The organism is Fundicoccus ignavus, from assembly GCF_009659375.1.
In the GTDB taxonomy this organism is placed as follows: domain Bacteria; phylum Bacillota; class Bacilli; order Lactobacillales; family Aerococcaceae; genus Fundicoccus; species Fundicoccus ignavus.
The window spans coordinates 18,075-31,575 of sequence record NZ_WJQT01000003.1; the positions used below are offsets into that span (position 1 = coordinate 18,075).

At 37.5% G+C, this 13,501-nt stretch carries 9 protein-coding genes; 7 read left to right on the forward strand and 2 right to left on the reverse strand.

Annotated features, from left to right (window positions below):
* Window positions 1-5 precede the first annotated feature (5 nt).
* Window positions 6-581: a TetR/AcrR family transcriptional regulator gene (locus GF867_RS03335; RefSeq protein WP_153831704.1), complete on the reverse strand. Its 576-nt coding sequence runs from the start codon at window positions 579-581 to the stop codon at window positions 6-8.
* 186 nt (window positions 582-767) lie between these two features.
* Between GF867_RS03335 and GF867_RS03340 the strand changes: the two genes are divergently transcribed.
* The 4 genes from GF867_RS03340 to GF867_RS03355 all read left to right on the forward strand — a co-directional run bounded on the left by GF867_RS03340 (window position 768) and on the right by GF867_RS03355 (window position 9,324).
* Window positions 768-1,967: a class I SAM-dependent rRNA methyltransferase gene (locus GF867_RS03340; protein ID WP_153831705.1), complete on the forward strand. Its 1,200-nt coding sequence runs from the start codon at window positions 768-770 to the stop codon at window positions 1,965-1,967.
* A gap of 36 nt (window positions 1,968-2,003) precedes the next feature.
* Entirely contained in the window at window positions 2,004-2,705 is a 702-nt protein-coding gene (locus GF867_RS03345) for an ABC transporter ATP-binding protein (protein ID WP_311454034.1), read from the forward strand.
* A gap of 27 nt (window positions 2,706-2,732) precedes the next feature.
* Entirely contained in the window at window positions 2,733-6,932 is a 4,200-nt protein-coding gene (locus GF867_RS03350) for an FtsX-like permease family protein (RefSeq protein WP_153831706.1), read from the forward strand.
* Between the two features lie 481 nt (window positions 6,933-7,413).
* Window positions 7,414-9,324 carry a serine hydrolase gene (locus GF867_RS03355; protein ID WP_153831707.1) on the forward strand — a complete coding sequence of 637 codons (1,911 nt, stop codon included), beginning with the start codon at window positions 7,414-7,416 and terminating at the stop codon, window positions 9,322-9,324.
* A gap of 696 nt (window positions 9,325-10,020) precedes the next feature.
* On the opposite strand, the gene GF867_RS03360 is transcribed toward GF867_RS03355, so the two are convergent.
* Entirely contained in the window at window positions 10,021-10,515 is a 495-nt protein-coding gene (locus tag GF867_RS03360) for an FUSC family protein (protein WP_172973947.1), read from the reverse strand.
* A 198-nt stretch (window positions 10,516-10,713) separates the two neighbouring features.
* Between GF867_RS03360 and GF867_RS03365 the strand changes: the two genes are divergently transcribed.
* The 3 genes from GF867_RS03365 to GF867_RS03375 all read left to right on the forward strand — a co-directional run bounded on the left by GF867_RS03365 (window position 10,714) and on the right by GF867_RS03375 (window position 13,317).
* Window positions 10,714-11,235 carry a hypothetical protein gene (locus GF867_RS03365; RefSeq protein WP_153831709.1) on the forward strand — a complete coding sequence of 174 codons (522 nt, stop codon included), beginning with the start codon at window positions 10,714-10,716 and terminating at the stop codon, window positions 11,233-11,235.
* Window positions 11,236-11,314: 79 nt separating this feature from the next.
* A complete protein-coding gene (locus GF867_RS03370; RefSeq protein ID WP_246168121.1) occupies window positions 11,315-12,064 on the forward strand; it encodes a glycoside hydrolase family 73 protein in 750 nt (249 codons plus the stop codon).
* A 116-nt stretch (window positions 12,065-12,180) separates the two neighbouring features.
* Window positions 12,181-13,317 (forward strand): ATP-grasp domain-containing protein, encoded by a 1,137-nt coding sequence (locus tag GF867_RS03375; RefSeq protein ID WP_153831710.1) that lies wholly within the window; start codon window positions 12,181-12,183, stop codon window positions 13,315-13,317.
* Window positions 13,318-13,501 lie beyond the last annotated feature (184 nt).

A 13,501-nucleotide genomic window follows, 5' to 3' on the forward strand; every position in this document is an offset into this window, starting at 1 on the left:
TTTACTCAGATGAATGGATCAACTTTAGAACTGTTTATGACAATCTGGTCCATTTCATTTGGTTGCTGAGTAGTAAAATTCATGCATAAAAAAGCCAACTCATCGGGAGAAATATCAAAGTCATGATTAATCCATTCAGTCATAACGTTAAAAGCTAAGCCAATCATGCCTCTTATATTATAGCGAGTGGTTGCTTTTAAAGAGTGACTTCCAAAGGCTTGATTAAGGTAATTTAAGATAAAATAACTCTGTTGCTCATTCCCCAGCACACGTTTGACTTCATCTTGATTAGTGTATAGAAATTCAAAAAGGTGTAACCAAAACTTGTGCCAATCACCACTTAGTATATAATGTTCGCCTTCTGCTAGAATGCGGTAAAACAATTGATTACAGATATCTTGAAAGATAGCCGTCATGGACTTGTAATTACGGTAATAAGCCATGCGTGAAACGCCTGCTCTTTGTGTTAATTCAGTAACAGATATCTCATCAAATGTTTTAGTTTCGAGTAATTGTACCATCGCGGTCATGATTGCTTCCCGCGTCAATTGATTGACTTCCTGATTATTTGTCGCCGTCATTTACCTATTCCTTTCTTCGCCGTAGCAAAACACTACCAACTGTCACATCGCACTGTGCTTCTATTGAAGTCGTCAATACTAGGTGTTACTATTGTAACATCAGGAAAAGGTAATTAAAAGTAGATGCGTTGTACTATAATGGAAAACGCATGAAATAAAAATACAAGAAATAATGAGGTTTATATAATGAAACGATATCGATTAAGACCATTAGCTACAAGTAGAATTTTAGCTGGTGAGCGTTTAGTAAAATTAGATGATTTTGAACAAACAGATCAAGCAGAAACTTTAGCAGAGGGAATGGTAATTGCTTTAACTGATGCGAAGCGTCAATTAAATGCCAAAGCACTAGTTGGACGTCAAAATAAAGGTCTAGCATGGGTATTTACTTTAGATATGAATGAATATTGGGATGAAGAATTTATCACTTATACGTTTGAAGAAGCTTTAGCAAAGAGAAAAGATTTACTGGCTGAATATCAAACAGCTACCACAGCTTTCAGAATATTTAATGGTGAAGGCGATGGTATTGGCGGATTAACAGCAGATTATTATGATGGATTTGTGCAATTCAATTGGTATTCAGAAGGTATCTATGAATACCGTGAATGGTTTGTAGAGGCATTGTTAAGTGCAATGCCAAGTATTAAAGGTGTATACGAAACAAAACGTTTTAAAGTGTCTAAAGATGAAGCAGCAATTAGTCATACAAAAGGTGAGCTAGCACCACAGCCACTTATTGTAAAAGAAAATGATATTCAATACGCTGTTTACTTAGGCGAAGATTGGATGACGGGAATCTTCCTGGATCAAAGGGAAGTAAGAAGTTTTGTTCAAACACAGGCACAAGATTTAAGCGTCTTAAACTTATTTAGTTATACGGGAGCTTTTTCAGTTGCAGCAGCTGTTGGTGGAGCAAAGCGTACAGTCAGTATTGATGTAGCTAATCGTAGTATTGATAAAACAAAAGAACAGTTTGCTTTGAATGGCATTGAAGGTGAGCCACCACATCATGAAATACGTGTCATGGACGTATTTGATTACATCAATTATGCGAAACGTCATGAATTACAATTCGATATGATTGTGTGTGACCCACCAAGTTTTGCACGTACTAAGAAAAGAACATTCAGTGCTGAGAAAGATTATGCCAAACTAGCGCAAGACTTATTTGATATTACGGCACCGAATGGTTTATGTATCCTAAGCACCAACCACAGTGGATATAAAAAAGAAGCCTTCATTAAAGAAATGTCTAAAGTGGGGAGTTCACATTCAGGTCATTTTCAATTGATACAATCATTTGGCCTACCATCTGATTTCCCAACTAGCCAAGATAGTGAAAGCCAATACCTGAAAGTATTAATTTTCTACCGTAATAACTAGCATCCAAATTATCATACAAGAAAGAGGTGTTAGCACGTGGCATATATTGAATTAAAAGATGTTGTAAAAGAATATCGTACAGGCGATGTGGTAACACGCGCTAACGATGGCATTAATTTTGAAATTGAAAAAGGTGAATTTGTTGTAATCCTAGGACCTTCAGGTGCAGGAAAATCCACCACCTTAAATATACTAGGTGGCATGGATCAAGCGACATCGGGAGATGTACTAATTGATCAAGAGAATATTGCGAATTATAGTCCGAAAGAATTGACGACATTCCGGCGCTATGGCGTAGGTTTTGTTTTTCAAAACTATAATTTAGTTCCCAATCTTACCGCTAAAGAAAATGTTGAGTTGATGATTCAAATAGCTGGCAGTGACGCTGATGCGGTTGAAACACTAGAAGCATGTGGTTTGGGGCATCGCTTAGACAACTTCCCAGCTCAATTGTCGGGCGGAGAGCAACAGCGTGTTTCGATAGCGCGAGCAATTGCTGGACAACCTAAGTTGCTACTGTGTGACGAACCCACTGGGGCATTAGACTATGAGACTGGAAAGCAAGTCTTAAAATTATTACAGGATACTTGTCTAGAAACGAACACGACCGTAATCGTGATTACACATAACCAGACAATTTCGCAAATGGCTAATCGTGTCATTAAAATTCGCAACGGTAAAGTCAGTGAGATGACTTGCAATGAACAGCCTTTGAAAGTAGAAGATATCCAATGGTAAGGCAATGGGAAAGTGAAGTGATTGACGATGAATTCAACAGTATGGAAAGATAATTTACGTGAAATTAAACAATCTTTTCCAAGATTTCTATCCATCTTCGCTATCATCTCGTTGGGGGTTGCATTCTTTGTCGGCATTAAAGCAACGGGACCTTCTATGGTTGAAACCTCTGCGCGTTACTTTGAAAAGTATCAAATGCCAGATGGAACAATTTTATCCACAAGCGGGATAACGGATGAAGACCTCGATATTCTTTCTGATATACATGGCGTCAGTTGGTTACCAATGAAAAGTTTTGATTCAAGTTTAAAACCTGGGACCGAAACAGCCAAAATATTTACCCACGACTACCAACAAAATAAGAACTTTTTTAAAGTAGTCGAAGGCCGTATGCCAGAAAAAACGAACGAAATCGCCTTAGATTCAGCTTTGTTAGGCGTAATTAGTCAAGGAGCAGGTGAACCATTTAAAATAGGGGACACGATAACACTCGAACAACCTAGTAGTTATGACGCTGATAATGAGAATGTTTCAGACGAAAAAAATTCCTTAACGATACAAGGCCCACATTTGTTGGAGCAAGAATTTGAAATTGTTGGCTTTGTTGAAAGTCCTTTGTATTTTGAAAGGATTTCACGAGGTCCCGGTACTGTTTCGATGTTTGCGGTGATTCCTGAAGAGAATGTCGCGGGTGATATTTACTCGGAAGTTTACTATTGGGTAGATGAGGCGGCAGCTTATGATGCGTATTCAGAAGAGTATGATGCAACGACTTTAGCGAGTAAATTAGCAATTGAAGAAAGTTTAAATGGCCAACCTTTAGCGCGATTAAATGAAATGCGTAAGGACTTGAACGAATTATTGCGTGATGGTCGCCAAGAGATAGCGGATGCTTATCAAGAAATCTATAATGGTGGTCGTTTGCTAGAAGAAGGTCGGCAAGAAATAGCGACAGGATGGCTTGAATATTACGATGGTCAGGTTAAAATAACGGAAGCTGAGCGAGAAATTTTCTCCGGTGAAGCAGAACTTGAAAAAGGGCAGGCTGACTTACAAGCTGGTTGGCTAGAGTTTTACGCTAATCAAAACTTATTATGGGAGAATGAACTTGCGTATCAATCAGGGCTTGAGGAATATAATTTAGCATTAGCTGCTTTTCAAGCTGGTATTGCGGAAGGTGAAGCAACATTAATAGCTGCTGAAGCTGAACTTGCTTCAGCCTATCAAGAACTTGAAGCAGGACGTCAGCAGTTAATTGAGGGACAGGCGCAAATAGATGCAGGTCGTGCTCAAATAGCGGCTGCTCGCCAACAAATTATTGATGAGCTTATTGGACAAATTCCAGAAGGGCTAGATAGTCCAGAAGCGATTCTTGCTTACCTAGAAGAGATGGGGATATCCGTTTCAGATTTAATTGAGAATCTTGAAAATCAACTTGAAACGTTACCAACGCAAATTGAGACTTTGATAGAAGAATTACAAAATGTTGAAGCGGAGATTACACTGTTAGAAGAAGAAAACGAAAATCTACGGGTGGAGCAAGCAGCGTTAGAAAATGAATTAGAGCTGTTAGCGCCAGTTTTAGCTGAACAGCAAGACGCTTTAGTAACTGCTGAAACGAGTTTAACCAATATGCAGTTGCATTTACAAAGTTTGCAAGATCAACTAGCGACAACTCCCCCAACATTAACCGATGAAGCAGGAAATGAGTCGCCAAATCCATCTTATTCTGAGCTTCAAATAGAAATTAGCAGTCTCGAATCAGAAATATCTGCACAGTCTTTAATCGTGGCGGATTTACAAAGTACCGTCACTGCTAGTGCAACCGAATATTCAAGACTTGAAGCAGAGTTGACAGCAAAAAAAGAAGAGATTGCGGCGAATGAGTTAGAAATTGAAAACTTAAGACAAACACAGTTAGATACAATTGCTGAACTAGATATCTTACAAGATGCTTTTGAGGATGTAGATATCGAAAAAATTCAAGCAGAAATTGAACGATTACTAGCTTCTAGAGAAGAAATAGAAGCGCAATTGCAACAACTAATTGAAGCGATTGAGGCCATTCAAGCAGCTGAAGCTGAATTAGATTTAGCACAAGCAGAACTTGATGCGGGTTGGCTAGAGTACTACGATGGTTTGGCGCAATATAATGCGGGACTTGCAGAAGTTAACGCAGGTTGGGCTACTTTAGAAGAGGAAAGAGCGAATGGACAGAGTCAATTAGATGCGGCAGCTTTAGAATTGCAAGAAGGACGTCTTGCATTAGACGATGCATATGCTCAACTTGAAGAAGGGCGCTTGACGTTGTTAAATGCTGATGCAGAATTAGTAAATGGTTTGGCAGAATTAAATGCAGGTCGTATAGAATTGCTACATGCAAAACGTTTAGCCTATGAAGGTTACTGGGAACTACGTGATGGTGAACAGGAATTGAGTGAAAAGCAAATGGAGTTTGCAGATGAAGCTGCTTCAGCCAGACTTGAATTAGCAGAAGCTGAAACCGACTTAGCCGATGCTGAGGCGGAGTTAGCAGATTTGGAAGGCCCTATTTATTATGTAAATGGGCGTGATTCTAATCAAGCTTATGAGAGTGTGTATGAGAATGCCGATAAGATCAATATAATTAGTAACATCTTTCCAGTATTCTTTTTTGCGATTGCCGTATTAGTAACCTTTACTACCGTTAAGAGAATGGGCAGTGAACAACGAAATTATATGGGAACCATGAAACAAATGGGATACCCTACTCATGTTATTCTATCTAAATTTGTCACTTATGCGGGCGTCGCAAGTTTTGCAGGAGTTCTGTTTGGTATTTGGGTCGGCTACGCTGTTTTTCCAAGTGTGATTATTAACGCTTATAATATGATGTATTATTTTGACGAGAAAATCATTTTGACTTCTCATGCAGTGAATTTAGTTGTAGCGCTAATTGCACTGAGTTGCGCAATTGTCCCAGCCATAGTAACACCGCTAAATATACTTAGAACACAACCAGCCATGTTGTTACAACCTGAACCACCGAAATCTGGTAAGAAAATATTATTCGAAAGAATCCCATGGTTATGGAAAGCGTTGAGTTTTAAACGTAAGATGACGATTCGTAATCTACTTCGCTATAAAGGTCGAAACTCAATGACCTTGTTCGGTGTTGCTGGGTGTACGATGTTGATATTAACGGGATTTGGGATTAGTGATACGATTTCAGGAATTATTGATCAGCAAATGACTGTAATTCAAACCTTTAATTCAATGGTTTACTTGCAGGATAATCAAACAGCAGAAGACGTTGAAGCATTTAGTCAGGAGTTGTTGGCTTCGGGGGAAGTCGAGAAAATTGTTCCGGTTTATACGACTCAATTGAATACGGATGACAGTGAGAAACTTGATCAGCCCATTTCGGTCGTCGTTCCTATGGTTGACAGCGATACGTTAAGTGAATTTGTTTCCTTGCATCGTCGTTCGGCTCCAGAGACTCAACTTGATTTGAAAACTAGTGGCCCAGTTCTAACAGAACGTATGTCAGAGTATTTAGGTTTAGGGGAAGGCAATACAATTCAATTAAAAGATGATACAGAACAATTGTATGATTTTGAAATTGGTGCGATTTCTGAATATTATATCGGGCATAATTTATATTTATCACCAGATGAATACGAAAAAGTATTCTTTGAAGAAGCTAGTGCCAATGCTTTTTATGTAAAATACGTCGATGGGATAGATAGTTTACAATTAGAGAATTCATTGGCGAGTGACGACAGAGTATTGACGTTAATTAATTTAGAAACAATCGCAGAACAAGCGGGGCAATCATTGGGCAGCTTGGATATCATCACGGTTGTATTAATTGTGTCAGCGGCTGGTTTGGCATTTGTTGTTCTTTATAATTTAACGAACATCAATATTGCTGAACGAATGCGCGAACTCTCTACTATCAAGGTATTAGGATTCTATAACACAGAAGTCAGTATGTATATCTTTGAAGAGATATTGGTGTTAACTTCGATAGGCTCAGTTATTGGTTTAGGTTTAGGAAACGTGTTAACGAGTTTCTTAATGAAGATGATGCAACCGAATAACTTGTTGTTTAATCCTCATATTCATTGGGATAGTTATTTGATTTCAGCAGCTTTAACCTTTGTATTTTCTAGCATTGTGATGTTATTTATGCATAAGAAGTTGAGAAATATTGATATGGTCGAAGCATTAAAAGCAGTTGAATAATATTATTTTAGGACTATTGGGAGTGATCTCAGTAGTCTTTTTTTTCAGGGATTATAAGTTTTATGTTGTTTTATCAAGCTTTGTGCTACGTTCAGCTTATTGTTTTCCAAGGCGGTGGTCGCTTCCGAAGTCTTACTGACGTTCGTGCTTTTTCAGCTCAATCGGCTAGAATCTGTCTATTTCGCTTTGAACACAGTCACAGCAGCTGTACCATTTGGCCTTATGTCACTATAGGCAAATTATCACATTGAGTTTCGCAAATGATGAGAGTGTTGTATTGAATAGTATTTTGGTAGAGTGAAGGGTATTTAATTTGTTGATGTCTAGGCGTATTAATATATTGATTGAAGTTTTATCGGTGAAGGAAGGTATTATAGCAAAATAGCCTTAATCAGTTTGTAATTGTTTATCTCGTTAGTTCTATGCTACAATAAATAGGACTAATAACAGAATCAGAGAAATATTTAGGAGGTACTTAAATATGAAATGTCCAAATTGTGGTCGTAATGTAAGAAGTAAAACACAATGTGCCTATTGTGGTTACGATTTTAAATCAGGCGACACAACAGCAAAAGAAACAAAACATTCAGAACGTGTTGAAGATACACAAGTAATCCCTACGGTTGAACCCGATTACGGTGAACGTAGAGAACGTATCGAACCGATTGTTACAGAACCAACTGACTTTAAAGAGGTGGATGATTTCCCTTCAGCTTCGTCAGATACTTATGAAACGCGTAGTAATCGTGAGCCTCAAGCTGTTATCCCGAAAACTAAACGTAAGGGTGGTAGTGTTGTTTGGGGAATCGTTAAGTTATTATTGGCTGTTGCAGTTGTATTCTTATTATTCCTATTTGGACCACGTTTAATTGGCCAAGTGATGGATTACTTCAATTCAGATGATAATATCTTTGTGCAAACTTTTGGTAACAAAGATGAATCAGATGAGATTTTAAGCGAAGTTGAAAGCGAAGGGTCTGTAGCAGAAAATGAAGAAACGACAGAAAGCTCTGAGGAATCAACAGAATCGGATAGTGCTTTAACTTTAATTAACCAATCTGTAGAGTTAGCTGAGTACCCAACGATTAATGTAACAATGAGTTTTGAAGAGGCTTTAGCAGCTGTTGATCAGTCTACTTTTAAATTCTATGTGGGATCAAATGGTGAAGAAACTGAACTCTCAGAATATTCATTATTTAAAGAAGGTAGTGACTTAGTATTAAGTTTTAATGATCCAACTTTAGAAGTCGTGGCTGTTTCAGAACAAGAACAAACATTACGTTTAGTATCTGAAAACTTGAATGTTGATGAGGCAGTAACTTATACACTTCCAAACGTAAATATTGATAAAGAACAAGCACAGCAATTTACAGATTCAATCAATAATCACTTAGGTGACTTAGGTGATGTTTCAGCAGTTTTCTTTGAAGCTGGTGCTGATGTACCGTTTACGTATGATAATCAATCTGTAGATGCAGATTCATTAATTGCTTGGTTTGTCATTGAACGTACATTTGAGGCAGTTGCAGAAGGACAAATCGACTTGGAAGCAACCGTAATGATTAATGATAGTCTAAAAGCTGAGAATGACAATGGCACAATTGCAACAACAGAGGCAGATGCTTCATACACTTATACTGAATTGTTGAATTATGTGATTCAAGAACGCGATGTTTCAGCGATGAATCATTTAATCCAAGAAACAGGTGGCTTAAATGAGTTTAATTTATGGTTAAATGAATCAGGTTATTTTGCTACTCGATTAACAGCACCACTCTCACTTAATGAAGCTGGTTTAATTACCGGAGCGATGACTAGCGCGCAAGACTTAGGCAATCTTTTAGGCGCTTTAGCTAATAATTCATTAATCGATGAAACAGGTGATGCGACAATTAAAGAAATGTTATTACAATCACCATTTAGTGAGAAATACCCAGAAGGTATGGAAGGGGTTGTGACACGTTTTGAGTTGATGTCTTCAGATGATAATGCAAGTCGTCAATATTATGCGGGAATCTTAGAAATGGAAGAAACTGCTTATGTAGTAGTAATGTTAGCGAACAATATTACTGATGCAGAAGCAACTGTTTCAGCTATTTCGACGACAATCAATGAATTGATAACTTACTTTACAACAGGTAGTTTAGAAGTTGAAGAAACTGAAGCTGAAAGTGAAGAAGAAGTTATAGAAGAAGCTGAGTCTTCTCAAGTTGAAATTATTGAGGAAACACCAGTTCAGGAAACAACCCCAACTGAAGAATTATCACCATCTGGAGAACCGACTACAGAGTTATATGACGGTAAGCCAACAGAGAATTATTACTGGTTTGGTGATGAATATCGTCAAGGAATCTGGTTCCAAGATGAATCAGGTAGCTGGAAATACCGTTAATCATACTGATTAAATGAAAAGACAATGACTGACAGTTTAATACTGTTGTCATTGTCTTCTTTTTTTGTATTCTGAAAACCTATATGTTGAGTGTTGATTGATTGTGGTTAATTCTTCGCTGAGCAAATTGTTTTTCCAAGACGGTGGTCACTTTCAAAGCTATCGCTGGCGGTGTAGGATTTTCCCATTCAATCGGCTAGGGTCTGTCTAATTCTCTGTGCTATACGTGGATAGTTAAATTGATACATTTAAAGTGTACCTCAAAAATCTCAGAAATTGCTCGAGTTGTTTTGCCACGAAAGTGTTAGGTTATAGAATTAGTAGCGTTTAACATAAAATTCGTCTTTGCTATTTGAGCGACGTGCTCAATAGGGGAGGAGAGTCCCCTCGCTCTAAGAACGAGAGGCCGTCATCAGATATCTTTTCTGACTAGTCGTTATTTACGAGAAAGAGACTCAAGTGATCTCGGGCGTGTTCATAATCAGACCAAGTGATTCTATTAATAGCGATAGATAGGTCTTTGTACTGCTTTGGCAAACAAATTGCTTAACTACGTATATCATTCCAACAAAAGTACTGCTGTATTATCAAATAAAAACTGCTAAACGGAATATAAAGCCCTCATACTCGTCCTAGTTTTATTTATCAAAATTCAAGATGATATTCAATTGTAGAACGAAAGATGGTATTTACGATTTAATAATTATCCTGCAAATGTGGGTTAGGTAAAACATAGTTAACCGCTAAAGAGATGAGTGAACCGATAATGGTATCTAAAACGCGGTTCAAACCATAGCCGATGACATCATTCCCATGATCACCTAGAATAACGACTAAATAGGCCGCCGATGCTGGAAACACTAGGTGAGATAAATTAAATAGGTTACAAAGATTAATTAATAGAATGATACCAACAGCTGTTCCTAAGTTTAAGGCGATTGCTTCTGGTAACCAACCACTCGTCTGAACTAGTAATATAAAGATTGCACAGAAGACCCCCAAAATATTACCAATAATTCGATTTTTTCCAAATGTCACACTTTGACTTGTATTCGTTTGGAGTGAATAAACAGCTGATAAACAGGCCAGTAGTCCAGAACCGCGGTTTAACCATTCGAAAAGGGTGATGACAATACCGACTGACGTAGCTGTTTTAATTGTTCGCCAACCTATTTTTTTATTGAAATTCAAACAAATACACCTCCTACTAAAAGTTACAAAGTGTATTATACCGATAGCACCTAAAATCATCAACATTTAACTCATATACTGAAAAGGGTCAAAGAGGTCAATGAAGCAAATCGAAATAAGTGAGATTATAAAAAAGTTTACAAACATCACGTAACAGGTGTATAATTAATATAAAATACACGTAAAGGGTGATGTTAAATGAGTCCGGCACTTATAGCAATCGTTGTACATGCAATTCAAGAGAAGTATGTTAGTGAAAAAGCTTTTTATTCAGAACAATTAGGAATCTCACCTCAAAGTTGGGATCGTTGGAAAAAAGGCGAGCAAGGCTTACGCTATGAAAATATCCAAATACTATCGACTTTATTTACGGATTATGAATGGATGTTGGTTCAAAAAGTTGTCAGAAATGCTGAAATAATGCCTGATGTGATGAACGAGCCAGTCAAAGAATATTTATATTTGAAGTATCAAATTGCTAAAACATGGGTACATCATGGCATGGTGCGTTTAGAGTGGCATCAAAGTGATGGAAACGAAGAAACGAGTAACCGTAAATCGAATATGACAATTCTTCAGTTAATCGCTGACTATAATTTCTGGGGCTATAATGATATTATAGAGATTAGATTGCCTGGCGTTATTCGTCAACAAATTGAAACTGATGAGATCAAGTTGTTGCAATGGTTTGATGATGAGAGCGAGAAATTAAAAGATTAACTATTATTTTACACCAACATTCCGTCTCTGGTAGGATGTAAATGAATATTAAAGCTTGATAATGTAAGAATAGACTTTAATGCTTACAAAAAGAATGAAGAGTGGTGATGAAGTGGTCAGAAAAACTACCAACAAAAAAAGAAAAACACAAAAGAAGTATCGGCCTAAAAAACCAAAGAAGACTAGAACTGCTCGACAAAAGAAATTTGATGCAGTAAAAGCAGCCTTTTTACAAAAAGTAGGTGGTGTCTCACTTTTTATCATTATTTTGGCAGCATTAATGGGTGCTTTGTTATTAAGAATTGTTTTCAACGAGAATTCAATATTTTTTAATCCATTTGATACTCAACAATCTCCTGAAAGACAGTCATTTGTTTCTGCGATTATTCCTACAGCTCAGAAACTGCAAAGACAATATGGCATTTTAGCTAGTGTATCGATGGCTCAAGCGATGGTAGAATCAGATTTCGGTCAAAGTCAATTAGCAGCTGATTATCATAATTTATTTGGGGTCAAAACGACTGCAGATGATCCAATGGGAGTAGCTTTTTCTACAGCGGAATATTTCGACGACGAGTGGGTTGAAATTGTGGATTATTTCAAAGTTTATCCAGATTGGGATGCTTCAATGACAGCTCATGCGGAGTTGATCTATTATGGTGTTTCATGGGATGAAAACTTTTACTCAGATGTTATTGAAGGGAATACCTACGTTGAACAGGCGCGTGGTTTGCAGATTTCGGGTTATGCTACAGATCCTGATTATGCGCAAAAGTTAATCAACATGATTGAAGAATGGGAGTTAACTCAGTATGACCAACCGCTTTAATTAAAACTAAGTTCACAGTCTACTTGTGGGTCTATTTTGTGGTAAGATATAGACGGTATTTAACAAGTAGGTTGTATCCATTTTTTGAAAGAATAATTATACAAAGGAGATAAGCAATGCCAGAAAAACATTATCCTGGTGAAACTGTAGGAATTATTGGTTCGTCAATTGCTTCGGCGCTTCTTGCTCAAGCCGCTGGTAAATTGGGTTACCGCGTAGCAAGTCTTGTATTGACAGACAATAATCCGGTACGTCAGTTTGCAAGTTGGCAAACTGTGACGACAAGTTATAATGAGCAAGCATTACGACATTTTGCGGAGCGCGTTGATGTTGTGATGAGTGAGACAGGCTTGTTGTCAAATCGAGATTTTCAAGTTCTTGCGGAGTTAACCGATTTGACGTTATCAGATGATTTAATTGCGATTACGACAGATCGTCTGATTGAGAAAGCGTACATTGATTCTGCAAAGTGTTTAGTCACACCATTTTCAATGATTACAGATTTAGCGGACGTGAAAGAAGCTGTCGAATATATTGGTTTTCCGTGTGTATTAAAGTCGACTCAGCGACATTTACCAGATTCACACAATCACGTTGTGCTATACAGCGAGGAAGATTATCCAACTGCTGAGAAAAAAATCTTTAACGGTACTTGTATCTTAGAAGCGTGGATTCCAACAGAGAAGAAAGCTACTTTAACTGTTGTCCGTAATGAACGTGGCGAACTTTTAATTTATCCAGTTTTTGAAATAATTCAAAAAGGTGATCAATTAGGCACGCAAGTTCGTTATCCTGCGATGCTTGATGAGATGGTCGAGCTAGAAATTAATCGCTTAGGTCAATTATTGGCAGAATCATTAGATTTAATCGGTTCTTTAACGATAGAATTTTTCATTACTTCAGCTGGTGTAGTCTATATTAATGAAGCAAGTATTGGACTTTCTGAAGAAGCTATCTTTACGATTGGTTCTATGTCACTATCGCATTTCGAGGCTTCTGTTAGAGCTTTAGTAGGTTTACCACTGCCAAACTTATTACCAGTAAGTGCGGCTGCCATTGCGATACCAGTTTCGCAATTAGAGATTGAGGCAGTTAAAACGCAATACATGTTAAGAACTGATTGGGGCTTTGCTTTATTTAATCCGGTTGGCAATGAGACAGGAGATATTATAGGGCAAGTGATTGTTACAGGTGATTCTTTGGCGAATTGTGAACGACAAATCGAATTGACTGAACTTTTAAAACAAACTTAAGTATAACAGCACTTTAGTAGCGACAAGCTATTAGAGTGCTGTTTTTATTATAAAATAAGGTTTTATAATTTTTATGTTGATTTATCAAGCTTTCTACTATGCTCAGCTGATTAATATCCAAGACGTTGGTCGCTTTCAAAGCCTAACTGTTGTGAGGGCTTTTCCAGCTCAAACGGCTAGGCTC